General features: G+C 54.2%; 18 protein-coding genes. 7 read left to right on the top strand and 11 right to left on the bottom strand.

Translation table 11 applies throughout. The features are described from left to right. The first annotated feature begins 24 nt into the window (after positions 1 to 24). Together MHH82_RS01195 and MHH82_RS01190 are read left to right on the top strand one after the other, a co-directional pair. Positions 25 to 687, top strand: a complete 663-nt coding sequence (locus tag MHH82_RS01195; RefSeq protein WP_251500174.1) for a M50 family metallopeptidase — start codon at positions 25 to 27, stop codon at positions 685 to 687. A 210-nt stretch (positions 688 to 897) separates the two neighbouring features. Beyond that, positions 898 to 3600, top strand: a complete 2703-nt coding sequence (locus tag MHH82_RS01190; protein WP_340962636.1) for an S-layer homology domain-containing protein — start codon at positions 898 to 900, stop codon at positions 3598 to 3600. A gap of 157 nt (positions 3601 to 3757) precedes the next feature. Here MHH82_RS01190 and MHH82_RS01185 read toward each other — a convergent pair whose 3' ends face one another. Next, complete coding sequence (locus MHH82_RS01185; protein WP_251500169.1) at positions 3758 to 6526, bottom strand: glycoside hydrolase family 2 protein; 2769 nt, start codon at positions 6524 to 6526, stop codon at positions 3758 to 3760. Between the two features lie 147 nt (positions 6527 to 6673). Between MHH82_RS01185 and MHH82_RS01180 the strand changes: the two genes are divergently transcribed. Continuing rightward, positions 6674 to 7606, top strand: coding sequence for an ArsR/SmtB family transcription factor (locus MHH82_RS01180; RefSeq protein WP_340962633.1), 933 nt, complete (start codon positions 6674 to 6676; stop codon positions 7604 to 7606). A gap of 167 nt (positions 7607 to 7773) precedes the next feature. On the opposite strand, the gene fhuB is transcribed toward MHH82_RS01180, so the two are convergent. Together fhuB and MHH82_RS01170 are read right to left on the bottom strand one after the other, a co-directional pair. Continuing rightward, positions 7774 to 9879 (bottom strand): Fe(3+)-hydroxamate ABC transporter permease FhuB, encoded by a 2106-nt coding sequence (gene fhuB, locus MHH82_RS01175; protein ID WP_340962631.1) that lies wholly within the window; start codon positions 9877 to 9879, stop codon positions 7774 to 7776. After that, a complete protein-coding gene (locus tag MHH82_RS01170) occupies positions 9876 to 10910 on the bottom strand; it encodes an ABC transporter substrate-binding protein (protein WP_340962629.1) in 1035 nt (344 codons plus the stop codon). The genes fhuB and MHH82_RS01170 overlap by 4 nt, the downstream gene beginning before the upstream one ends. A 317-nt stretch (positions 10911 to 11227) precedes the next feature. Here MHH82_RS01170 and MHH82_RS01165 point away from each other — a divergent pair, with 317 nt between their 5' ends. From MHH82_RS01165 to MHH82_RS01155, 3 genes are all read left to right on the top strand, one after another. Then, complete coding sequence (locus tag MHH82_RS01165) at positions 11228 to 11446, top strand: DNA-binding protein (protein WP_036664913.1); 219 nt, start codon at positions 11228 to 11230, stop codon at positions 11444 to 11446. Between the two features lie 166 nt (positions 11447 to 11612). After that, positions 11613 to 11924 carry an ArsR/SmtB family transcription factor gene (locus MHH82_RS01160; protein WP_009590170.1) on the top strand — a complete coding sequence of 104 codons (312 nt, stop codon included), beginning with the start codon at positions 11613 to 11615 and terminating at the stop codon, positions 11922 to 11924. A gap of 115 nt (positions 11925 to 12039) precedes the next feature. Further along, positions 12040 to 13164, top strand: coding sequence for an NADH:flavin oxidoreductase (locus MHH82_RS01155; protein ID WP_340962625.1), 1125 nt, complete (start codon positions 12040 to 12042; stop codon positions 13162 to 13164). A gap of 109 nt (positions 13165 to 13273) precedes the next feature. Here the strand turns inward: MHH82_RS01155 and aroC are convergent, their stop codons facing one another. Beyond that, on the bottom strand, positions 13274 to 14332 hold the full coding sequence (aroC, locus tag MHH82_RS01150; RefSeq protein ID WP_036664916.1) for a chorismate synthase: 1059 nt from the start codon (positions 14330 to 14332) through the stop codon (positions 13274 to 13276). Between the two features lie 109 nt (positions 14333 to 14441). Between aroC and MHH82_RS01145 the strand changes: the two genes are divergently transcribed. Then, positions 14442 to 15326: a LysR family transcriptional regulator gene (locus tag MHH82_RS01145; protein WP_340962620.1), complete on the top strand. Its 885-nt coding sequence runs from the start codon at positions 14442 to 14444 to the stop codon at positions 15324 to 15326. 167 nt (positions 15327 to 15493) lie between these two features. On the opposite strand, the gene MHH82_RS01140 is transcribed toward MHH82_RS01145, so the two are convergent. The 7 genes from MHH82_RS01140 to MHH82_RS01110 form a co-directional block, all read right to left on the bottom strand. Continuing rightward, a complete protein-coding gene (locus tag MHH82_RS01140; protein WP_340962618.1) occupies positions 15494 to 17749 on the bottom strand; it encodes an FAD-dependent oxidoreductase in 2256 nt (751 codons plus the stop codon). Positions 17750 to 17801: 52 nt separating this feature from the next. Then, positions 17802 to 18629, bottom strand: coding sequence for a carbohydrate ABC transporter permease (locus MHH82_RS01135; protein ID WP_340962616.1), 828 nt, complete (start codon positions 18627 to 18629; stop codon positions 17802 to 17804). Positions 18630 to 18641: 12 nt separating this feature from the next. Beyond that, positions 18642 to 19523, bottom strand: a complete 882-nt coding sequence (locus tag MHH82_RS01130; RefSeq protein WP_009593631.1) for a carbohydrate ABC transporter permease — start codon at positions 19521 to 19523, stop codon at positions 18642 to 18644. A 274-nt stretch (positions 19524 to 19797) separates the two neighbouring features. Continuing rightward, positions 19798 to 21129, bottom strand: a complete 1332-nt coding sequence (locus MHH82_RS01125; RefSeq protein ID WP_012818443.1) for an ABC transporter substrate-binding protein — start codon at positions 21127 to 21129, stop codon at positions 19798 to 19800. A 152-nt stretch (positions 21130 to 21281) separates the two neighbouring features. Continuing rightward, complete coding sequence (locus MHH82_RS01120; RefSeq protein ID WP_340962613.1) at positions 21282 to 22094, bottom strand: response regulator; 813 nt, start codon at positions 22092 to 22094, stop codon at positions 21282 to 21284. 73 nt (positions 22095 to 22167) lie between these two features. Then, positions 22168 to 23952 (bottom strand): sensor histidine kinase, encoded by a 1785-nt coding sequence (locus tag MHH82_RS01115; protein WP_340962611.1) that lies wholly within the window; start codon positions 23950 to 23952, stop codon positions 22168 to 22170. A gap of 300 nt (positions 23953 to 24252) precedes the next feature. Continuing rightward, positions 24253 to 26103 (bottom strand): S-layer homology domain-containing protein, encoded by a 1851-nt coding sequence (locus MHH82_RS01110; protein WP_012818440.1) that lies wholly within the window; start codon positions 26101 to 26103, stop codon positions 24253 to 24255. Between the last annotated feature and the right edge of the window lie 242 nt (positions 26104 to 26345).

The following is a 26345-nucleotide window of genomic DNA, read 5'->3' as shown; positions in this document are numbered from 1 at the left end:
ACTTTATGCTGAAAGGACCTTCGAATGAATAAATGGCTGAAAGCATTGTTATTTCTGGCCGGCGCGGCTTTTCTGACAAGGCTGATCCCCTTCTCTTCCTGGTTCCGTATCCTGGATACGATGATCCATGAGCTGGGGCATGCCGCCATGACCCTTCTCATGTCGGGCCGGGTGCTCAGCATCGAGCTGAATCCCGATCACAGCGGCGTTACCTATTCCATGCTGGCTTCCGGCGGCTGGAGTCCGATCGTGGTCTCGCTTGCAGGCTATACGTCGGCATCCCTGTTCGCCATTCTGATGTTCTACGGCTATGCCAAGAAAAAACAGGCTACCGGGCTGATCACCATTACCGTGCTTGCCCTCATCATGATCATCTTCTTCGTTCGCACCGGTTACGGATTATGGTGGCTTATCATATTTATGATCGTAAATCTGATCTTCTATTTCCTCGGCGATAAGGTCCGCAATTTCTATTATCTGCTGCTCGCCTTTCTCGTGCTGGAAGAATCCGTGGTCGGTCCGCTGACCCTCTTGACCATGGCGCTGACCCAGCCCAAGCAAGCGGGCGACGCGTCCAACCTGGCCAACATGACCGTGCTCCCGGCGTTCGCCTGGGCGCTGCTGTTCCTGCTGTTCTCCCTATGGTGCGCGAAGGTGGCGCTCCAGCTGTTCTGGAAGAAGCGGTGACGAATCGTGATTGCTTTTTATCCAATGTAAAAGACCATTCCATGATGGAAATGGTCTTTTTTCGTTCCAATATTTTCTTTGACTCTATCAATATTCCAAAATATAATAACATAGTCCTAGTATTTTAATCTCATATTAGGTATTTAGCAATGATTGAAGAGGGTTTTAAGAACTATATTCATATAAAAATTTTACCAGGAGGCTACTAGAATGCACATCACGAAAGCACTAAAGAAACCCGTCTTTGTCATGATCATGCTCATCTTCTCGCTGTCCATCATGACGACGGCATGGGCCGCACAACCGGATGCGGACGATCTTCAAGGACATTGGGCGGAAACCCGGCTGCGCAGCTGGTCCGATCAGGGTCTGCTTCAGGGCTACAACGGGAAATTCAACCCCGATCGTCCTGTAACGCGGGCCGAATTGGTAACGCTGATCAACCGTTCTTTTGAAGTATCCGAACCAAGCAGCATCTCGTTTAAGGACTTGGAAACTTCTCATTGGGCTTATGACCAAATCGCCAGAGCCGTGAAAGCAGGCTACATCGATGGATATAACGACAATACGGTTCGCCCAGACCATAAGGTTACCCGCGAAGAGGCCGCCGTCATGGTGGCCAAATTGACGGAGCTTGTCTCCGCCGAAACCGTGTCTGCAACCGATTTTAAGGACGACTCCTCCATTTCCAAGTGGAGTAAACCGGCGGTTTCCGCCTTGGCTGAGAAAGCCGTTATCACCGGCAGCGCCAAAGGGAACTTTAATCCGCAGGGCAAACTTACTCGCGCGGAGGCCGTTACCCTGCTCGATAAATCACTGGAGTACAAGGTTCCGACGGATATTACATACGATAAGGCTGGAACTTACGGACCGACTGCCGGCGTCGAAACGATCAAAGGGAATGTCATCGTAGCCGCGCCGGGCGTTACCCTTCAAAATGTGGTGATCGAAGGGAATCTTACGCTGACCGAGGCCGTCGGAGAGGGTGATGCCTTCTTCAAAAAAGTAAACGTCAAAGGTACCACGACCATTCAAGGCGGGGGAGCCAACTCGGTCCACTTCGAGGACTCTGTATTGGTACGCGTATCTGTTGACAAGCAAACCGGCACCGTGCGTGTCGTGGTCGTCGGAGAATCCGCGATTCAGCATGTGGTTGTCCATTCTCCGGTCAAGCTTGAGGAATCCAACGTGACCGACAGCGGATTCGCCAATGTGGAAATCGCGAAGAACATGCCTCAAGGCTCCGAGGTTCAGCTTGTCGGCCAATTCGAGGATGTTCGCGTGCTTTCATCGGACATCAAAGTCAGCATCCCTAGCGGGTCCGTTAAGCAGTTGAACGTGGAAGAAGGAGCAAAAAATACGGAGATCAACGTCAATGCCAATGCTTCGGTCATGGATCTCGTTCTGAACGCCGTTGCCAAACTGCTTGGTCAAGGCACCATCGCCAATGCAACGGTTAACGCGGATGCCGCCGGCTCTACATTCCAGAAGCGCCCTGGCGCGGTTGCCGGCGATGCGGCAAACACAATAACAGCACCGCCCGCAAGCGGCAGCACGACGGGCAGCGGCAATAACAGCGGCAACAACAGCAGCAACAATGGCGGCAGTGTGGTGGATGGCGGCTCCGGCGGAAACGACGGCGGCAATAGTGGGAGCAACCCGGGACCAGGCAACGGTGGCGGAAACGGCGGAGAACCCGTTCCTTGCACAGGAACGGCAGACCAGTGCAGAGACGCCCGCCTGGTGGATCTCACCGTATCCGGCTTCACCATGAACCAATTGGATGCGAACGAGTACACTACGGGAGTCACCGGCTTTAGTCCGGACACGTTCGAATACAGCATCGTGACGGACCGCAGTATGACGCAACCCGTACCGGCTACGGTAACAGTCACGAAAGCGACTTATAACAAGGTAGACTATATCGTCTGGGAGGATGGATCGAATACCTTGGCTTCCGGGACGATCACCGACGAGAATCCTGCATTCAACCTGGAGATCAAAGGCATGAAGGATGTACGGGTTCGCTTGACCGTCACGAGCGGAGACGGAATCGGCAAGAAGGTCTACGAAATTTTCATTCAATACCCAAGAACGATCCAAGAGGGCCTAAAGATTGGTTCCCACAAGGGAACGCACAGCAACAACGGAGTCCTGGTAGGGGAAAAGATGTATTACAACCTTATTAAAGGCAATGTAGGCGGAATCAAGCTTGGGGAGCTATATACAGTTCTCTTATATGAGCCGAACGCTTCCACGCCGTTCCTGACCTGCCAATATAACAGCTGCAACTTGCCGGACGGCAAATTTGCTAAGGATACCGCAGGTACCTGGAAGGTAGAGATTCTTCGCGACGGTGCGGTTGTAGACTCCGGCGATTATCAATACGATTTCATGACGGCGCCGGTGCTGACCAACGACATCGGATTGCGGGCTTCTGCCGTTACCAAGCAGGAATTGATCGATTTCTTCTTGAGCGGAGGAAACTTCACCACGCCGTTTAAGTACGGTTATCTCGTCTACGCGGACATGTCCAAGCTTCGCGCCGAGTTTCCGACAGCCAAATTCTTCGTGGAAGGGTCGTATGAGATGTACATGCCGACCTCCTCGCTCCCTTCGGGATTGAGCGTAGACGAATTGAAGGGCAATTTGCAGCCGTACGGGTACCAAGCTTACCAAATGAGCAGCTTGCGCCCGATTCCATCCGGTTCGGGAGAGGTACAGCTCACCGGGGGATACTACCACCAATCCGACTATGATAATGAAAAAATAGTCAACGATAAAGTCGTGTACCTAAGTCTATACGATGAAAATCACAACATCATCGGTCAATACGTCACCATCCTGGAGTTCGACCAGGACCATGTTGCTGACGGGTTTACGCCGTCTGAAACCTGGCAGCCGACTCCGTAAGTAGGAGTGTACTAAAAAGAGGAGCATCGTTGTAGCGTACGCTACAACGATGCTCCTTTGCTGTTCCCTGAGTCGGTCCATGGGCCGATCGCAAAGATCCCCTCCCATATTCCCCACCTTTAAATTCGAAACTGATCATTCATCAACTTTTCTTATATCACCGGCACCGCACCAGCAAATCGATCGGATAGCGGCCCGCATTCCGGCCATACAGACTGATGCCGCCCTCCTCGGTGCGCAGCTCCAGACGGAAGCTCCGCTTGCGGTCCAGCTCTGCCGCGAGTCTGCCCGGCACCTGCGCCTGGCACAGGTAACCGTACGAACCGGCCTCTTCCAGAAGGTTATGAACCGGCTGATAGTGCCACGACAGCACGCCCCGGCTGTCGGCAGGGTCATCCGCGAGTACGGCCTCGCCGATTTTGACATCGTCCACCCACACCGATACACGGGATTCATGCAGCTCTTCATCCGTCATATAATAGGTGCTTGGATTATATTCCACATCCGCCGACGCCCCGTGCATAAAGTCGATTCCGTGAGCGCGATGCCGCGCGCCCTCGATATTTCTTGCCAATAAGCGCTTCGCGCCTGCCTCGAAAACAATGTCGATATCGCGGATCAGCGGCTGTTCATTACGGTCCGGCAGCTGCACGTCATAGACGAACCGCCCTTCACCGCCGCCGTTTACTTTGGAGCCTAGAAGCGCCTCCCACATGTAGGCAAAGCTTTGCTCACGGAACGAGTTGACGGGAATGCTTAAGCTAGTGAAATCCGCTCCATCGTTCCCTTGTTCCTCTGCACCACGCACATCAAACGTCGTAAAGTTACGCGTTACGACGACGCCTCCTGCATTCAGAAGACGAACACCGAGGATCGCGACCGCATCGGTCTCCGGCATGCGAAGCTGCAATTCGGTCAGCGGCGCCACGCCGTAGCCGTCCCATGCCACTTCCAGGGTTCCTTGATCCGCCACGACCTTCGTGCCAAGCCGGTCATAGGATAATTCCCAGGCAACGGTCAGCTTCTGCCCGTGATATTGATCCGAATAACTGGAACGCAGCAGCGGTATGGTCTTCTCAGCCCCTTGGTCCAGCGTCTGGCAAGGCGGTGCGTCGATCACGATAAAGTCCGGCGTATGCAGATCGGCGATTGTCATGCCCGGGACAAAATCCTCGTACCCGAATTTTTTGTCCGTCCCATCCAGCCGATAATAACCGTTGAACTCGTTCGTGACGTCGCGGAATTCCGTGAACACGAAACCGCACAGCTTATCATGGCGGCGGAATTCGTTCAGCATGTAACGGTAATGCCACGCGAGGTCGCTGTCCCCGGCTCCCCCGTCGATTCCCCACACATTTCCGCATTCGCTGTTCATGAGCGGAGCATCGCCTTGCTGGTTGCCGCCGATGTAGTTATGCTCCGATCCCGGATACGTCTTCTGTACAATTTCCTCGATATGATTACGCAGCGGTTCATAACCGTTGATATAAAAATGCCAAGTGTTGATATCTGTCTCCACATGATCATAATTGCATGGCGAATTGTCCTCCACGATCCGGGTAGGGTCAACACTCTTGGCCCAGCGGTACTTCTCCCGCACCCACTCCTGCGTCTCCGGGAGATAATAATGTTGCTGTCCTTCGCCGCCTGTAAGGCCGGCAGCCTCGCTATCCGTGCGAAGTCCCCAAGTTTCGTTAAACATAACCCACGAAAAAATCGACGGATGATTCCGGTCCCGTTCAATCACTTCCAGCGCCTCGCGCTCATAGGCGGAACGCGCCGTCTCGTCCGGGTTGCCCCAGAAGCACGGCATATCCTCCATCACCAGAATCCCGAGTTTATCCGCCCAATACAGCTTGCGGGGCTCCTCCGGCTTAATATGAATCCGCACGAAGTTCAGCCCGAGCCGTTTCATCAGGTAAATCTCGTCCCGCATCTCCGTATCCGTCGGGTAAGTGAAGAATCCCGTCTGATGGTAAGACTGGTCCAGCGTTCCGTTTAAATATACCGGCTTCCCGTTCAACGTAATCCAGCGGTAATCCCGGCCGTCGAACTTCGCCGTCCCGATCTCGCGTATCCCAAAATAAGTATGAACGACATCCTCGCCGGCCGAACCCGCCAGGCGCAGCTCCCCCTCGTATAAATGCGGGGTTTCGGGACTCCAAAGCTGCGGATCGTCGACCTGGAACACCGTTATCCGTTCATTCGCGCCTTCTTGCAGCTCCCACTCCGCCTGATGGGTGATCGAGCCCCCAGCGAACGAGAGCCCGAGTGTTACGGTGCCTGCTTCCTGCGCCTGGATTTTGGACTTCAATTCGATGCGGCCGTCCATAGAAGTCGTAAAAGTTGCTAGCTCCAAGTAGGTTTGCGGCCGGGCCTCCAGCCAAACCGGCTGCCAAATCCCTCTGATCTCGCCGTACCCCTGTTTCCCGCGGGCTTGGTAGTTATGGTCGTAATCCTCGGCACGAACCACGAGAATATTGTCTTGTTCCGTATTCCAAACGGTTGTCACCTCAAACTCGAAGGTTCCGTATCCGCCTTGATGCGAGCCGACATGCTTGCCGTTGACCCATACGTCGCACAAATAATCCACGGCACCGAATCGCAGGAAGATCCGCGATTGCTTCTCGGCCGGCTCCCAATTCACGGATCGGCGATACCAGCCGACTCCCTTCTCGTCTCGTGCAATGCCGGATAAGGGACTGACCCACGAGAACGGCACCGTGATCTCCGAATCAAAAAGGCCGGCGTCTCCCCCTTGCAACTGTTCCGAGCCCACGCCGTCTTGCTCTAAAGCGCTGCCGGTCTCGAGCGTGAATGACCACGGCCCATTCAAGTTCAGCCAGTCTTTTCGTTCAAAATCCGGTCTCGGATACTCGGGACGTGGAATGTCCGTACGGGTGGGCGCTGCCACAGGAGTCTTCATGAAGCGAACACAACCTTTCCTTGTTCTGAATTTGCCCCTATTCTAGCATCTATATATAATTATTGCAATGTACATTATATTTTTACAATATAATAAATTTGTTGTACACTTGGAGTCACTATAACGCTTCAGAAAAGGAAGGGAATTATGAACGAATCGAAGCTGGAAACCAACCGTTATCCGGCATCCCGGATCGTGGAAGTCGCCAAAGCCCTATCCAGCGATGTCCGGGTCCGCATCCTTGAAGCGCTCGGCGATAAACCGATGAGCGTCGGTCAGTTGGCGGAGGCGCTGGGGATTGCCCAGCCTACGGTGTCCATTAATGTCCAAATGCTGGAGCAAGCGGAGCTGATCGTCTCTTCGCAAGGTGCGAATCGGGAAAAAATCTGCGCCGTCACCTGCCGCTCCATTCTTCTCGAGCTGCCCTCGAAGCCGGGCGAAGGGCTGCAGCGCACGGAAGAAATCCACATGCCGATCGGCATGTTTTCCCACTGCTTCATCGAGCCTACGTGCGGCATGGCGGCTCGGGACGGCTCGCTGATCGGATCGCCTGACGATCCGCGCGCCTTTTACATGCCGGAACGAACGGAGGCTGCGCTCCTCTGGTTCTCGGGGGCGGGATACATCGAATATTATTTTGCGAACCCCATGCCGCCCGGTGCGGCCCTCGATGAGCTGCGCATCCGCGCGGAACTAAGCTCCGAGGCGCCTTCCTTCCAGCAGGAATGGCCGTCCGACATCACCGTCAGCATCAACGATCTTTCGGTAGGCACTTGGAGAAGCCCCGGTGATTTTGGCGACCGCAAAGGGAAGCTCACCCCGGATAAATGGAGGAGCGGCAGCGAGTACGGCATGCTGACGGAATGGCGCGTAACCAAACAAGGCAGCCAGGTCGACGGCCATGCGTCCAGTACCACGACCATCGATTCGCTGGACCTTGCCTTTAACCGGCCGATCCGCGTCCGCTTTGAGGTGAAAAAAGACGCGGAATATCCAAACGGACTGAATCTATACGGTTCGGGCTTCGGTGATCATCCGCAGGATATCATCCTGTCGTTTGTGCGGTACACGGAAGCCTAAATGCTGAAACGCCACGACGCCTGGCACGGACGTCAGGTTGGCTTCACAGCGCTACTGATCCCATGATTATGGTCCGGTCCTCCAGCCCTCGTTGCGCAAAAAGGCTATTCCATGTCACCCCTTGGCGACGATGGAATAGCCTTTTTCGCTATTACAATCCTAACGGTTTATTTCTTCTTCAGTTTATTGGATTTCCCCATTAAATATAACAGATACGGTGCTCCCAGGAGCGCGGTAACGATACCCGAAGGCAGCTCCTTCGGAATGATGACCACCCTGCCGATCCAGTCTGCCCCAGCCAGCAGAATTCCGCCGAGCAGCGCCGCAATCACCATCGATTGCCGGTGACGGGCACCGACCAGCATTCTGGCGGCATGCGGCGCAAGCAGCCCGATAAAGCCGACCGAGCCGACGTTCGCGGCAGCGATGGAAGCCAGCAGCACTGCAATGATGGCGACATACATCCGGGTATTCCGCACATTCAGTCCAAGTCCGGTGGAGCTTTCTTCGTTAAACGTCAGCAGATCCACCTTCCGTCCGAGCCATGCCGCCAAAGGCAGCAGGATGAGGATCGCCGGAACAATCCGCTGCACCTCCGTCCAGCCCCGGTTATAGGTACTCCCCGCCATCCAGGATAAAGCGGGCGCAACGTCGACCTTCGCATGGACAATCATCAAATTGATGATGGCCGAACCCAGCGCGGCGACGGCGATGCCGACCAGCGTAAGAATCGTCGGATGAAGCCCTCTCCTCCAGGATACCGCGTATACTAAAGCGGCCGCGGCCATCCCTCCAAGAACCGCTCCGACCGGTACCCAGCCGGCCGACAATTGCGGGAAGCCTACCATCAGCAGCAGCGCCCCGGCTCCGGCCCCGCTGGTTACCCCGATCACCTGGGGATCTCCCAGCGGGTTGCGGACCGCATTCTGCAGCAGGCTTCCGCTGACGGCCAGCGCTATGCCGGATAGGCCGGCCGTGAGCAGCCTTGGCAGGCGGAAGTCCAGCAGAATCTGGCGATACATCGCCTCGCCGCCTCCGGTAAGCACGGCCACCACTTCCGTAAAGGGGATGCGCAAGCTGCCGCTCACCAGGCTGAACACCCAGACGAAAACCAGCAGCACGCTGAGCAGCGCAACCAGGACCGGATACGGAATCCGGCGCAGGCTTGTGCTGGCCATCATTGATCCCCCTGAAGCTCCGCGTCCCCCGATCAACGAGCGGGATACCCGAAGCGCAAGCCAGATCAGGCAAGGGGCACCGAGCATGGCCGTAATGGCTCCGACCGGAAGCTCCCCGTAGGCGTTCACGAACATCCTGGCCACCGTGTCGGCCCCGACAAGCAGAGCAGAGCCCCATAACGCGGCCAGCGGAATCAACCCTGCATGCCGGACTACGCCGGACAAGCGGACCAAATGGGGAGCAATCAACCCGATAAAACCGATCGGACCGACAACGCTCACGGTCACGCAGGCCAGCACGATAGCTGCCCCCATGGCAAGCAAGCGGGTGGTGCCGACTTTTTGGCCGAGGGAGCGCGCCGATTCCTCATTGAGCGTGAGGATATCCCATTGGCGTACCGCCATGCATAACACGACTAACCCGCCAATGATCCATGGCCATGAAAAAGCTACGCCATCCCAATCGTTCTGGATCAGCGAGCCCGAACCCCACAGTAAAATCCCCTGTGTTGTCTGCTGATTCAACAGCAGCAGCGCACTCGTGACGGACGATAGGACCAGGGTAACGATCATGCCGGACAATGCAATCCGCAAGGGAGAGCCCTGTGTCCTGCCAGCCAGCGCATAGACGGCTACAGCCGCCAGCGTTCCGCCTGCCACTGCCAATGGAAGAGCATATTGGTGCAGCAATCCCGGCCAGAAGATCATCCCGGCCACGACAGCCAAATAAGCGCCCGCATTCACGCCAAGCGTCGTTTCCGAGGCAAGCGGATTGCGCGTTACGGTTTGCATGAGCACGCCGGACACCGCCAAGGCCGCGCCCGCCAGCAGGCCCATGACCGTTCGCGGAAGGCGCACGCTGCGGATCAGATGGTGATCTGCAATATCCTGCGGAGACACCAGCGCCTGCACAACCGTTTTGACCGATATATCCGCAAGCCCTTGCGTTAAGCTGATAAACGTAAGAAATAGCAGTGCCGCAAGGCCTCCAGCCAGCATCCATAACGGCTTCCAGCCCCTACCTGAGGCAACAGGCGGGGCCGGATGGATGCTCACCGGCGTGGAGCCTTGAGCTGGTTTCTCGCCGAAACTCATTGCGTGAGCAGGTCAGCTGTCTTTTGAGCCATGGTCTGGGCAGACAACGGGCCGCCGTAAGGCCACATGTCACCGCCAAGTGCATACACGCGGTCTTCTTTAACAAAGTTCAGGCCTTTCCAAACCGGATTGTCCTTCAATTGATTCTCGATGATGTTATCACTGTCCTGGATAATATGCAGGAAATTCGCGTCCTGAAGAGCCGGCAGCGCCTCGACGTCCGCAGTGGTGAATCCGTAGACTTCAAATTGACCTGGCTTATGGGCGTTGGTCAGCCCGATGTGCTCAAGAATTTTTACGGCCAGGGAATTATCCGTCGATATTCGGAATACCGCCGCATTCTGGTTGCTGTACCCCATCGCCAACGCAAACGGTTTTTCCATCATGCCCGCAGCTTCAAGCTTGGCTTTGGCATCGGCATAGGTTTGATCCAAATTGCTAAGCACGTTTGCGGCTTCGTTTTTTTTATCAAGCACGTCAGCAATCGTATTAAAGGTATTGATCATCTCTTCATACTGATCCCCTTGTCCCTCAGCCGGATAAGGATCAAACACCAATGTTGGCGCGATGCTGTTGTAAGTTTCAAAACCGGCTTCAAGATTGGATTTCAAACCGATGATCAGGTCCGGCTTCAAGGAAGCGATAAGCTCCAAATTCGGCTCTTGGCGAGTGCCGACATCGGTTACGTCCGAACCGATCTCCACCGGAATGTTCACCCACTGTTTCATCCCTTCGATGTCTGCAATGCCGACAGGCTGAACACCCAGCGCAAGAACATCTTCTGCATAAAGCCATTCCAGCGCCACCACGCGCTTCGGAACGCCCGTAATTTTCGTTTCGCCCATCGCGTGCTTGATGGTTCGGGTCTCCGGCGTGGCCTCGGTTTTATCCCCGCCTTGTGCGGCCCCCTGATCAGAATTCTGCCCTGCCGTGGAGCCGCTTCCTTCATTGGATGCCGCACCCCCGCCGCAACCGGCTAAAACCACAGCAAAAATCAATACAATAAATACCAGACCCTTCATACTCCGCATTGAATTTCTCCCCCTATACCCTCTATGTATTGTAGATATTGTTTATTAATAATAATTATTGAGAACAATTATCATTATCAATACTCAGCACAATGATAATCATTCTCATTAATAATGTCAATAGATTTATGAAGATTATCTGAACCCTTCATGAATCGTTTACTTTTCGCAATGAAGATCGGATTAACTCTTTACAGCCAAGCCGTTCTGTAACATAATCTTACTGATTGTTTTATGCACGCTTAATCTCAGCCATCGACTCATCCACGGAAGTCCATGGCTCTTTTGACAAATAACCGAAAAAGTGAGGGATTTCCATGCGTGACACCCCCCCTGCAGCTGCGGCCGAGAGCGACTTTCCCGTTAAAGCCGGCAATCCGGCACGGCGAGCCCTGATCGTTGCCGGCTATCATCGGCTTGCCGATCTTACCCGGGCGACGGAGAAAGAACTGCTTGCGCTTCACGGAGTTGGTCCAAAGGCGATCGGAGTATTGCGCGCCGCTTTGGCCGAGAAGGGTCTGGCCTTCAAAGAATAAAAAAAAGAGTGAATACATAGGTACCTACATAGGATGGATCCCCAAGCCGTAAAAAGGTTCAGGGATCCATCACGTTTATGTTTGCCCCTAAACGTCAAACCTTACCGAAGACAAAACCTTCAAAAAAACATATTTACATTTCTATAAAAATAGATATAATGAGCATATGGATACCTTACAAACCATTAAAGCACTATCAAACGAGTCTCGGTTCAAAATCCTGGAGTGGCTGAAGCACCCGGAAGAACATTTTGATCCGCAGGATCACATGCCTTCCAAATGTGATTTTCATGGCGGTATCTGCGTGGGCTCCATTTCAGAAAAAACAGGACTCGCTCAGTCGGTCGTTTCTGGCTACCTCGTCAAATTGCAAAAGGCTGGTCTCCTGGAATCCCATCGAGCGGGCCAGTGGACATATTACAGACGTAATGAGGAGGGCATTAAGCGTTTTATCGAACAACTCAAGGAAGAGCTTTAGGCTTAAAAAGAAATCAACCTGAAGATTAAGCTTAAAAGCTCTTTCTTTTTATCATATATATCTATTTTTATGAAAATACAGAAAAGCATATTAAACATATTGGAGGATTCCATACATGAGCAACCAAAATCAAAGTGTCCGATCTGCTGCATCCCTATTCGAGCCCTATACCATCGGCAACCTTACCCTGCCTTCCCGCGTGGTGATGGCTCCCATGACCCGAGGCTTCTCCCCGAATGGCGTTCCGGGCCCGGATGTGGCCGCTTACTACCGCCGGCGTGCGGAGAACGGCGTTGGTTTGATCATTACCGAAGGAACGCTGATTAACCACCCGGCGGCCACCGATAACCCCAATGTGCCTAATTTCCATGGAGAGGCCGCATTGAACGGCTGGGCCGAGGTGGTCCGTCAGGTCCATGAAGCCGACGGTAAAATCATGCCGCAAATTTGGCACATCGGCATGACAAGACCGCTAGGTGCCGAGCCAAATCCGGAGGCACTTCCGATCGGGCCATCCGGACTTGACCTGGACGGTAACCTCGTCACGCAACCCATGACCAAGGATGAAATCGAGCAGGTGATTCAAGCTTATGCCGATGCAGCCGCGAATGCCAAACGCCTTGGCTTTGACGGCGTAGAAATCCATGGTGCCCACGGTTACCTGATCGACCAATTCCTCTGGGAAAGAACGAACCGGCGTACCGATGAATACGGAGGCGACATGCTGAAGCGTGCCCGCTTTGCGATCGAAGTCGTAAAGGCAGTCCGTCAAGCGGTGGGTCCTGACTTCCCTGTTGCCATCCGTCTATCCCAATGGAAGACGACCCAATATGAAGCAAAGCTGGCGGATACGCCTGAAAAGCTGGGGCAGTTGTTAACCGCGCTGTCAGACGCTGGCGTGGACATATTCCACTGCTCGACCCGCCGCTTCTGGGAGCCTGAATTTGAAGGCTCTGACTTGAACTTTGCTGGATGGGCCAAAAAGCTGACTGGAAAAACGGTCATCACCGTCGGTTCCGTCGGTCTTGATGAAGTATTCACCAGCCTCTTTACACAAGGTAAGGGTGCCGGCCAAAGAGACCTCGAAGAGCTCCTGAATCGTCTTGAGGAACATGAATTTGACCTGGTTGCCGTCGGCCGTGCTCTGCTGGCGGATCCAGAGTGGGCTGCCAAGGTTCGAGACGGGCGTTTCGACGAGCTTGCCCCATTCACGCCGGAATCCTTGCAAACCCTGGTTTAATGCGATTTCAGCTCCCCAGCCCCCTTGGGACCTGAGCGCCGCATTAGATCTTCAAATACAAAACCGGAAGCAGACTGCTTCCGGTTTTTTTGCCGTATGCCGTTCATTGCTATTCGTCATGCAAAGCGGCTTGACGCTTGTAATGATCCTCGATGACCATGCAAGCCATCGCTTCGATCACGGGTACGACACGGGGGCAGATACATGGATCGTGCCTGCCGATCGTCGTTATCTCCCGTTCATTACCCTCCACATCGACTGTCCGTTGGGGAATCGAAATGGAGGAAGTCGGCTTGACGACGACTCGGAACACGATGTCCGCCCCGGTGCTGATACCGCCGATGATCCCGCCGGCATGGTTCGTCCGAAACCCCTCCGCGTCCATCTGGTCGTTATGTTCGCTTCCCCGCATGGAGGCGGCTTGGAAGCCCGTCCCGAATTCGATGCCCTTAATCGCTCCCACGGACAACATCGCCTTCGCCAGCTCAGCGTCAAGCTTGTCGAATACGGGTTCTCCCAATCCCGCAGCGATTCCGCTGATACGGCATTCGACGATTCCCCCGCAGCTGTCGCCCTCTTCGGCCAGTCGTTCTATCCTCTCGATCATGCGAACGGCCGCTTCAGGATCACATGCCCGTACAGCATTGCGTTCGATGGCATCGACGTCGAATTGCTCGCACCGGATGCCGCCGATCTCAGTCGTATAGGCCAGGATCGAGACCCCCCGACGTTCCAGAAGCTTGCGCGCCACGGCACCGGCAGCCACTCGCGCAGCCGTCTCCCTTCCCGAAGCTCTTCCGCTTCCTCGATAGTCGCGTATCCCGTATTTTTTCTCATAAGTGAAATCCGCGTGCCCGGGCCGATAGGCCGATTTGATGGTGTCGTATGCCGACGGGCGCATGTCGGTGTTGTTCAGCATGATGCACAGTGGCGTGCCCGTGGTTTTCCCCTCGAATAGCCCGGATACAATGCGGATCTTATCGTATTCCTTGCGGGGAGTCGTAACGGAGGATTGCCCCGGCCTTCTGCGATCCATCTGAATCTGGATGTAGGCCTCATCCAGCTCAACGCCAGGCGTGACGCCCTCCAAAATGACGCCGACTGCTTCTCCGTGCGATTCCCCGAACGTAGTCATTTTCAATCGTTCTCCAAACGTACTTCCTGCCATGTCCCTACCTCCCGAATACTTTCGATTCCTTTTCATTTAGTTTAAGGGTATAGTTGAAATAAATGAAATCGTAATATCGTAGAGATGCCATAGAGAGGATTGATGACAAATGATCGCCAACACCGAATGGTATCGGGTGTTTCTGCATGCCGCCGAGACGTCCAATTTAACGAAAGCCGCTCAAAACCTCCATATGACGCAGCCTTCTGTGAGTTATGCCATCAAACAGCTGGAAGAAGCGCTCGGCGTGGGCCTGTTCGACCGATTATCCAAGGGCGTCCGCCTGACGCAAGAAGGCCAAGCCCTGTATCAGCATGTCCGGCAAGCCTTCGACGAACTCGATTCAGCCGAGCGCCGCTTGAAGAAGCTGAAGCAGTTCGGCGAAGGCAGGCTGAGGATCGGCGCGAACGGGGCTATCGTTAAGGACTTTCTCCTCTCCTTGCTCGACCGATTCCATGCCCGCTATCCCGACATCCGCATCCAGCTGTCACAGGAGCAAACCAGCAGCATCGTGGAGCGCTTAAAGAAAGGCTCGTTGGATCTCGGCTTTGTTCACCTTCCCGTATCGGACGAGGAAATCCATATCATCGACTCCCGTACTTCGCCTTATTGCGCCGTGGTTGGAACGGCCTTCGCAGATTGGGCTCGCAGGCCTCTACGGACGGAAGAATTGACGGAGCTTCCCCTCTTGTTGCTATCCCCTGGCAGCTCGACGCGGTCCTTCATCGAAGGGTGGTTCCGATCGCAAGGGGTGGAAGCGGAAGCTGATTTCGAGTTGAACAGCCTAGACATGTTAGCGGAATTTGCCGAGCGCGGTTATGGAACAGCCTTCTTGCCACGGGCCTTTGTCTCGTCCCGCATCGCGGACGGTTCCTTGCTGGAGCTTCGAACAGATACTCGGTTACCGGATCGATATATCGGCGTCGCCGTTCGGAAGCACCAGTCGCCTTCGCTGGCAGCAGGGGCATTTTTGGAGATGCTGCAGCACAACTGACGATCTTCCGCCGACATTCGCAACTGAACAAGGCAGCCGGATGAACGGCTGCCTTTGCTTCGTTTGTATTGACTAACGGTTTAGCAGATATAAGCCTGCTGCTCATCAAATCCTGTCCAGGCTGGTACCTGTTGAATACACACAAGCAGCTGTTTAGCTTTGAAAAACTAACCGTAAGCCCTCACTTCAATAACCTCGGCATAATCAGAGCCGTTCGTGCGCTCCACCACCAATCGAAGCGCCGCGCATGGAACGGGCTCCTCCAAACGGTGGACAGTTCTCCGGCGGCGGTTCAACGCCTCCGAGGCAAGGGTGATCCACTTCCCTTCCGAATCCAGCGCTTCTAGTCTGTAGGCACGGACCAGCTCAGGGATGATGTCGAACGGCGTACGATGATGATGCAGATTGATCAGATCCTCGTTGACATCATCGTTGAAGATCAGGTGAATCTCGCGGACCGACTGCACTTCCTTCCACTCCAGCTTCAACCAAGGCGTCTCCCCGTCTGCGATTCGCTCCGATACCCACATATGCGGACCGCCGTAAGGGCGCTTGTATCCATCAATGACATGCTCCGGATGATACGCCCTTGAACCGATCGCCGACCGCAGGCAGAACAGCTTGCGGACCAGCCCCTTCATGCTCCACTCCACCACCGGCTGGCTGTCATCATGGTCTTCCAACTCCTTGGAGACGCGGGCTGGCGTCCCCCGTTCGAAGGCAAGCAGCCCGCTCATCGGCTTGGACGACAAATACAGCGTCAGATCCGGATTTTTGCGCACGATGATAAAGGCGTTCTGCGGCTCCGCCGGCTGCCAATCCAGCTGGACGGGGACCCACTGTCCCTGCCCCGGCATGATCCGGACGGAGGTGCGAAATTCTAACGCGGCCGGCACGTAATTCTCCGGACGTCCCGTGCTCCAAACCTCCACCGTCATGTCGGTCTCCTGCTCCGCATCCACCAGCCATGCCACCTCGCCCGCCAGCCCCGGATCGGCCGGCATCAGCACGGCAATGTCCCGCTCCAGCGGGTAAGGTGCCTCCGCCTCCTCGATCGCGATCCTGGACAGGTGGGACGATGCGCTGACCTTGGCGCTTCGGGCCAGATCCAGCGGATCGTGGTTTGCAACCCCGAGCACGGAGGCATCCTGCTTCAGCAGCGTCTGCTGAAGCTCCCCGCTCCGGCTGCGGGACAGCTCGCGCGGGGAGAGGCCGTGCTGGATGCACAGCGCCGCAGCCGTGCCGGCCGCTTCGCCCAGGACGGCGCAGGTCGCCATCACCCGCGTGGTGCCGAAGGCCACGTGGGTGGCGCTGATGTTGCGCCCGGCGAACAACAGGTTGGCCACGTTCGCCGAGTACAGGCTGCGGAACGGGATATGGTAATTCCCGTCCGCGTGCATATGCTTCGAGCCGCTCTCATCGGCGTACATGCCCTGCGGCGGATGCAGATCGATCGACCAGCCGCCGAAGGCCACCCGGTCCTCGAACGGCTCTTGGGCCATAATATCGTTTTGCGTAAGCACATAGTCGCCGACAAACCGGCGGTATTCCCGCTTGCCCGGCTGGGCGCCGACCCACTCCAGCGTCATATTGGCGGCATCGAATTTGCCGGAATTTTTGATATAGTCCCATATGCCATATATGACTGACCACAGCTCATCGCGGATCCGCTCATTGTCATGCACGGTGTCGAGCTCGCCGCCCCATTCGATCCACCAGTAATGGCAGCCCGAGTCGCCGCTGCGGATGACCCGTTTGATCGGGATCGGCGTCTGCGTAATATCCTTGGCAAAGACGGGCGGCACGAATTTTATCGGATGTCCGGCATCCTTCGTGTAGAACAGCAGCGTGCTGCCGAGTGTCACATCGTCCGCCGTCTCCGGCGCCCACTCTTCCCCGTATTCATCGCGCGCTTCCCGCCCGAGCCGGTATTTCGCTCCTGCCAGGAATCCGACCAGCCCGTCCCCCGTGCAATCCAGGAACACGGGACTCTCAAACCGGATGCGCCGCTCCGAGCCCATCATCCAACCGGTAACCGAACGGATCTGCCGCGCGTCAGAATCTCCGTCCGCTTCTACCTCATGCACGTCCGTATTCAAGAACAGGGTGATGTTGGGCTCGGCCCGTACGGTCTCCAGCACGATCAAATCCCATAGATACGGATTGCCGTCCGGATTCCGGTACTGGTTCTCCACGAACATCTCGCCCATAATGCCGGTTTCCCGGGCATAGCGGTTGATCCCGTGAGCCGTCGCGCCGCATACCCATACGCGCACCTCGCTGCTGGAGTTGCCGCCCAGAACCGGGCGGTTCTGTACGAGCGCTACCTTTTGTCCGAGCCTGGCGGCCGCCACCGCCGCGCAGACCCCTGCCAAACCGCCGCCAATCACCGTTATGTCGCTTACTTCCGTTTCGTTTCTCATGCTCCTTCTCCTTTCATTTTCGTCCAGCTCATCTGTGGACATGGATTGTGGGCTATCCTTTAACAGCCGAGCTCGCCACGCCCTGAATGATATATTTCTGACCGATCAGGAATACGAGAATCATCGGAATGATACCTGCGGTCGCCGCCGCCATCATACCGTTATAATCCACCGTATTTTCGAGAATGAAATTTTGCAGCCCCAGCGGAACGGTATACAGATCCTGATCGATCAAGAATACCAAGGCGTTCTCGTAATCGTTCCAGTGCCAGGAGAAATCGATAATGGCCAGCGTGGCCAGCGAGGGTTTCGCCATCGGCAGAATGATCCGGGAAAAAATGCGGAAATGTCCTGCTCCGTCGATAAAGGCAGCTTCCGAAATTTCATGCGGTACGGAGAGGAAGAACTGCCGCATCATGAACACCCCGAATATCGTGAATACGCCCGGTAATATCAGAGCCCAATGCGTGTTGTAAATGCCGACCCAGTCGAACATGATGAACTTCGGCACAAACAGGACCTGAGGAGGGACCATCATCATCGACAAATAGATCATGAACATGGCATTCCGTCCCTTGAACTCGATCCGGGCAAAACCGTAAGCGGCTAAAGCGGACAGCAATACCGCGCCGACGGTGCTGATCAAGGCGACTTTAAGCGAGTTGAGGTAGTAGTGGCCAAAGCTGTTCGCTCCGGTCCACACTTTCACATGATGATCCCACATGAATTGGGCGGGAATCCACTTAATCGGGTACTGGAATACTTCCGCCGGCATCTTGAACGAGGTGCTGATCATCCAGAGGAAAGGAACGATCATAACCACGCTGAAGAACAGCATAATGAGCGTGACGATTATTTTGGTGTATAAGGCTTTGGTCATTGTCCTTCCTCCTTAATAGTGAACCCAGCGCTTCTGGCCGATCCATTGAATGACGGTGAAGATCATGATGATCAAGAACAGCGCCCAGGAGATCGCGGATGCATAACCCATTTCGTAGTAGCGGAAGGCATTCTGGTATATGAACAGGGATAACACGGTGGTGCTGTTGCCCGGGCCCCCTTGCGTAATGGCTTGAATGATCCCGAACTGCTTGATGGTCATAATGAGTCCGGTAATAAGCAGCAGGAAGGTCGTGGGGCTGACGAGCGGCCACAGGATGCTGCGAACCGTTTGCCAGGCGCGGGCCCCGTCGATTTTGGCAGCCTCCAGCAGCTCCGTTGAGACCTCCTGCAGCGCAGCCAGGTAGATGATCATGTTATAACCGAGCATGAACCAGATCCAGATGATGTCGATGGCATACATGGAGGAATCCATGGTGGACAGCCATCCCGGGGGATTGGTTATCCCGAACGACTTGAGGATTCCGTTGATCGGGCCGTTATTCGGATGGAACAGCAGCATCCATACGAAAGCCACGGCGACGCCGCTGGTGATGTAAGGCATGAAATATAAGGCGCGGAGCAGCTTTTTTAAATACACCGAGCGGTTCAGAACCACGGCGACGATGAAAGCCAGTCCGATCGATATAGGAACGGATAACAGAAAGAACAGCGTATTTTTGATCGAAATGTAGAAGACCTCGTCGCCCAGCATTTTTTGAATGTTGGCCAGACCCACGAACTTCGTGTCCGAGCTCATAAATTTGTAGTCCGTAAACATGAGATAGAACGAATACAAGGCTGGCACAATAAAAAACAGCATCACGCCGACCATGTTTGGCCCTATAAACAGATAGCCGAGATACTGTTGCCGTTTCATCCAGGATGTTTTCACATAGCCCCACTCCTCTTGGTCTTTTTCATCTCAAGCATAGCAGTCGGGACCAAGCGGGGATAAGGAACAAAACCTTCGAATTTATGCTACAGAAGTATGCAATTACAGTGCCGTGGCCTTCGGTCGCTCCGTAGATTTGTTCTATGGCCGACGAGAAAAAAGCGGCAATCAACTCCCCTGCCCGGGTCATGCCGAGATAGGCAGTGTCGAAGCCGAACAAAAAGGGGACCGCCGCCCGAAGCGATAGTCCCCTTCTATTGGTGCCGACAGCCCCTTATTTGCCTTCTTTTAAAAACGTATTGTGCCGGTTCACCATGGCCTCCAGCGTTTGATCGAGCGATTGGGCGTTAAGGAAATACTTCTCATACTCCTGAGCCCGCATATCCATCACCTCTTGCGGCAAGCTCCTAACGTACGTAGGCGTTTTGTCTTCGAACATGACGTGCATCAAGGAATCCAGGTCATACGTGTCTTTCTTATCGCCGAGCAGGTTATTTAACGCCTCTTCCTGATCGGCGTCCTTCGAAGCCGGCAATCTTCCGCCCGCGGCCATAGGAGCCATGCCTCCGTCCGCATACCACTTCAGGAATTCCCAAGCTTCCGCTTGTTTTTTGGATTTGGCATTAATGGAGATGTAATCACCGAGGCCGCCCCTTGTCACGTAACTGTCCGCACTGTCCGTTAGTCTTGGCACTTGAGCGAACGCGATAGTGAAGTCGCGCGGGAAATCCGTAAAGTTATTCGAACTTCGCAGCAGCCAAGCCCCGATATTCAGCATAGGCACTTCCCCGCTCAGGAACACTTGCTCCACCGGCATTTTGGAAGTCAGCTGCTCTCCAAGCGGCGGCGTGGTCTTGTCATCCTTCATCATGACGTTCAGGGTTTCCAGCCATTTTTTGACCAGCGGGTGGTCCAGATTCGAAGTTCCGTCCGCCTTGGTGTACCCCTCTTGCGATAACACCGAATCAATCGGATCGACGAACGGCTCCATATTTTGAATAAATCCGTAGTTATTGCCGACTTTGAGCTTCTTGGCATATTCGCGCAGTTCATCCCACGTCCAGTCCTTCGGAACGGGCAGGCCGGCCGCATCAAGGGCATCCTTGTTCAGCGCGACGAAGAAGGCGCTTTTCGTGGTCGGCATCCCGTAATACTTCCCGTTGATTTTCCAGCCTTCAGCGTCGGGCCCCATTTTCTCGTCGATATTGTAATCGTCGAATTGGCTCAGATCCAAGGCCAAATTGGACTCCACCCGTTTGGACGTTTGGGAAAGCGTGTAATTCACGAACAGGTCGACATCCTGCCCTGTAATCATGGCTGTATCGAGCTTCAGGTTCCCGTCATCGTCATTGACGTAGCGGACATACTCGACTTGAATATCGGGATGCTCGGCATTCCACGCGTCGATGACCTCTTGCGGTCCGGCCTCCGGCGGTACGCCGCCCCACATGGTTAGTTTGACCGGATCGCCGGATGAAGGCGCTTTCGAATTGTCCGTTCCTTGTCCCTCATTCGCGGATGATGCGGTTTTGCCGCCGCAGCCTGCAAGAAGACCCATTAGCAATACGCCGATGAGAAGCATCGCCCATCCTTTTTTATTTCTCACATTAGAGACCTCCCCGAGAATCATATTGGTGTGATGCACTCTCATCGTAGCAGGGAACGGGAGCCGCTTTTAAGCTACATATCCATTCAGATCATGGAACAAAACGATGGGATTCCTGTTTCGGCGAATCCTATGCCTTGCATAGAATCGTTCTATTTAGCGTCTTTGCCGTGTTGTCTGTATTTGCTCGGCGTGAAGCCGGTCAACCGCTTGAATATTTTAATAAAATAATTGTCGTTCACGAACCCCACCCGAAGGCCGATCTCGTGAACAGGGAGGTCGGTTTGAAGCAAATACGCGATGGCTTTATCCACCCGGACCTGGTGCAAATAATGAATCAAGGTGCGTCCGGTCTTTTTCTTGAAGAGCGCGCTGACGTAATTCTCGCCCATCATCACGTAGCCCGACATCGATTTTACCGTAATGTCCTGCTCGTAGTGCTCATGGATGTACTGCAATATTTTCTGTACTTCCGGGTGCGATGTGATTTCCTTGGGGGAGGCATGATGCGCCGACTGTGACGGCATCGTCTCGGTGGACGCGACCGGAATCGAAACAGGTTGGCTTGGGTTCGGGCTCGGGTTACTCTTGGTCAGCTCGGCGTTCATTTTGTGCAGCGTCTCCCTCAGCGTATTCACGCTCATCGACAGCTTCAGGATATAGTTGGATGCCCCGTATTCCATCGCTTGCCGGACATACTCGAATTCACTCATGCAGGTCAGCATCACGAACCGAGAAGCGTATCCCTCTTCCCGGGTTCTGCGGAGGAGCTCCACGCCGTCCATCTCCGGCATCACGATATCGGTCAGCACAAGATCGGGCGGATTGCTCCGGATCATCTCCAGCGCCTCGGCGCCGTTGCCTGCCTCTCCCGCCACCTTGAATCCAAGCTCCTCCCACGCGATGATCTCCCGCACGGACTCTCGCACAAACACCTCATCCTCCACCAGCAGCACCTTCCACATAGGTCTCCCCTCCTCGAAGCTTTTTAAAATCCGAATCCAAGCCTACACAGGCCAAAGACGAATAATCTGCCCGTTATGATGAAATCAAGTGATTGTTCTGATAAGGCGTTGAAATTAATAACGGGATGGAGAATCGAATCCGCGTTCCCCGCTCCGAAGAAATAATCTCCATGCTGCCCTCTTCTTTAAATAGCAGCCGCAGCAGCTCTTGCACATTGCTGAGTCCGATGCCCGGTCGTTTACGCATCCCGCCCGCCTGCCGGGACTGCTCCATGCCGACGCCGTTGTCCTTGATCTCCACCGCCAATCGGTTTGGCCCTTCCCGGGTAACCTTAATTTCAATGAGACCCTCCTGCTCCGGCAGCGGCCCGATTCCGTGTATAATGGCATTCTCCACGAGCGGCTGGAGACAGAGCTTGGGTACAAGCGCATAGAGGATGTCCTCATCATACGCAAAGGTCACGTCAAAACGGTGATTATAACGCACCTGCTGAATATGGACGTAGGCCTGCACCAGCTCGATTTCATCCTTCAAATGCACCAGATCCTTCTCCGTATTCAGGCTCGCCTCCAGCAGCTTGCCCAGAGACAGTGTGATATTCGTGATATCCTCATTCCCGTGGCGAATGGCACTCCACTTGACGGTATTTAGCGTGTTGAGCAGAAAATGGGGGTTCATCTGAGCCAGCAGCATATGAAAATGCACCGCTTCCTTCTGCCTTTCCTCGGCCTTCAATCGCTGAATCAGCACATCCATGTCGTTGAGCATGGAATTGAACGTCTGCGTCAGTTCCAGAATCTCGCCCCGGAACTTGTGCTCCGGCAGCCGGATTTTCAGATTGTTGCGGACAACCGCCTTCATCTTATTCTGCAAATGGGATAACGGCCGGGTAATCGTGGCGGCAATAATGAAGGTCATGATGAGGAAAGCGCCGGTCAGCAGGAAAAAGGTCATGAAATATTGGCGCTTCAGCTCCTCGATCTCGTTAAAGAGCACCGTCAGCGGAATCCGGTTCACGATATACCAATCCAGCGATTCCACGTAAATGTAATTCACCAGGGTGTTGGAGGCCTTATCGATAAAATACTTCTGCCTGGGCTCGGCCGCAATCCTGGCTTTCACCTCGCCGGTCAGACTGCTGTTCAAGATCGATTGGGATACGTTCTCCCCAGCGCTTGTAATCAAAAAATACTCCTGTCGCAGCGTCGACTGCTTCAATACCGATTGAAACCAGAAGGAGTAATCGATGCTGATCCGGGCCATGCCGTACGGCTTGTTGCGGGGAGTTTCCATGTATGCGTACAGTGACAGCAGGTAAGGACTCGTCGAGATATCCCGCAGCACGTAGTTCGCATCGCTCGAAACCCAATGGTACGACACACCCTCCATCTCTTCCCTATCAAAGCCAGGGTTGTCCCGAAGCTTCCTGTAATCGAGCGCCTCCCTGGGAGAATAAGAAGTGTAAGCGTTGCCATGAAAGTCGAGAATCGTGAAGTAGACCGACGGATTATATAGGAAAAAGCTGTTGTTCAAATTTTTGAACTTCTCCTCCATCAGGTTTTTGTTCTCGAGCCCCTGCCGCTGCCCGGGATGGGTCAGCACGGAGGCCACCGTCGAATCCTGCTCCAGAAATATCAGCGTTTTGAAGGCTACGCTCAACTGATCCTCCAGCGTTCGATACATCTGCTCCAGCTGGCTGTGGCTCTGCTGGCTGATTTTCTCCTGGACCAAGGTCTCGATCCGCTGATAGTTGTACAAATTCAAAATGCCGAAAGGCAGCAGTATGACCAGAACGAACGCGGCAAACAGACGGTATTTCAGCTTGTGTGGAAACAGGGATCGTATTCGGTTCAGCACCCTCCCGCACTCTCCTTTTCGCTCGCTTGTTCTTCAATTATATCAGCACCGGTTCGCTTGAGAATGGCAATGTCTGAAATTGCATGGATATGTGCGGTTGATGCTGGGCGCAGGCATAGTGGATGTGTAGATTTGTTCTATTTTTATCAGACAAAAAAGACCAAACTCTCCGAGAGAGCTTGGTCCTCATCGATTGCATCAACGCATTTCGTGCTCAAGCGCGTTAACGATCACGCCCGCTAACGTCGAGGTCAGTCACTCCTGATCTTGCCTGTTGCGTTTGATATCGAATTTAAGGACTTACTTTTCCATCAGCATTTCAAAGCAATTTAACAGCAGCACATACGTCTGCTCGAATGTGAGCTCGCCTTTCGGGTTGAACTGATTCTTGGCCATGCCGTTCATTAAAGAGAGGTTAGTCGCTTGGTATACTTGTTCCTTCGCCCATGGCGAGATGCTGCTGTCGTCCGCAAATCGAGAAGCCGAAACGGATCCGGTTGATGCCGGTCTGCCTTTCAGTTCATTCGTCTTGGCATACACCTGAAGGATCAGCGCGGCAGCCTGTTCTCTGGTGATGGTCGCTCGCGGCGAGAAGGATTGAGGCGATGTGCCGTTGATGATACCGTTTTGGCTTGCCCACGTCACGGTCCAATCATCGACGTCCTTAAACGGGGTCTTAACGTCGGTGACATCCTTATATAGATCCTGTCCCAGCATGGTCTCGATCATATGTACCGCCATCTCCGTAAACTCCACCCTGGTGATCGGCTGCTGATAGGATCGGTCAAACGGCCAGCCGATAATGCCATTCGCTTTTGCCTTCATGTAATCCGCTTGAGCCCAGTTACTCACTTTGCCATCAGCCGGACCATCATTCACGTTAACGTAGACCCGGCTTCTTGACTCCAGATAATCATTGACAGAGATCCATGTCGATCCCTTGCCTACGGCTTTGACCTTGCCGTTTGCATCAATCTCCACGATCCGGTTATCTCCGCTTTTGAACGTATTGCCGCTGGTCTGCAGTCCGTCGGTGAGGCCCATTTGAAGGGTCTCCCCCTTTTGAAGCTGAATATCGTAGCGGGCCAACAAACCAGGCATCATTTTGAAAAACGTCGTGGTGAACTCGACCTGTGCCGCGCTTCCGGAAGCGGTATATAGACCCGTGATCTGAACGGTGAAGGCATCGTCCGACGCAAAATCGCCTATGCCGTCAGGCCTAAAAATGACGGCAAACGGCACGCCGTAATAGCTGGTCTGCACATTGAAATATTTGCCCGATTTATCGTTGTCGCTTTTGTCAAAGCTCCACTCTTTCCCGTCCCTGACACGGGTCAATTTCACTTGAATCTGATCCGTTCTTGTCCGGTCATACTTTTGCGGGTTCAACGACACCGACCATGGATCGTTTGTCTTAAAAACCTCTTCCGGAAAATATCCTGCAGACGGCCAGGCGATGTAATCATACTGAACTTCGGAAGCCGGGCGGCCCTTGTCCATCGAGTACATCGACGCATAGGCCACGTTGTTGGCGTTATGTACCATGCCGAACATGGTCTGTTTCATCTCCGGATTGATGATCCACCGGCGGTGTCCGACGCGGTCGATATTCGTAGTACCGCTATCCGCCATATAACCAAGGACATTGTCATAAAAGGTCGGGCTGCCCCCGTAAAGGTTGCTTGTCCTCGCTCCTTCCTTCGCTGAAGCGTACAGCGAATCGTCCATGCCGGCCGGCATGGTTGGATAATGGCTCAGCTTTTGATGCAGAGCGTTTACTAGCGCTGCCGCCTGCTGCTGCCCTGCAAGCGAAGGGTTGGCCGTCACGTCATCGGGCAGGCCGGATAGGTATCTTACAAAGTTGACGGCGCGAAGGCCGTCCTCGATATATTCCGGTTTTATCGTCCCTGCCTTATAGGGTACGGCGACGCTTGGCGATTCCATGTAAATTCGTTCAGGCCCCATGTAGGATGTGCCAGTATCCATGGGTTTGTACTGCTGCCATTTATTCAGGATATCCTGCTTCGTTCGATCTCCCGTCAGCTGCTGAACGTCAGCCGCATGGGCATCGGGGGCCGATAAGACTGCTGCGATCAGCATAGCCGCAGGCAGAATCAGCCATTTTCTCGATCGTTGGAGTGATCGTTTCATAGATTCAAGCCACCTTACTTCTAGTATTTTTCCTATAACTTCCGTCTTCATCATTATAACGGCAAATATAGGAAACTTGAACTATAAAAAGATAGGCTTGTAGATCTACTAGAGTATCCCGGCCGTCGCACAGCCTATTCCATTCCAGCTTCCCGATTTTAACAGCGACCGGAGACGATATACGCACCGCCCCACGGCACGATAACAGAGTGTGCAGCCTTCGATCTCTTCTTCTCCCACGC

This window comes from Bacillus sp. FSL K6-6540 (assembly GCF_038007545.1).
Note: the sequence above shows the minus strand (reverse complement) of the source record. Positions and strands in the feature narration are given on the sequence as shown.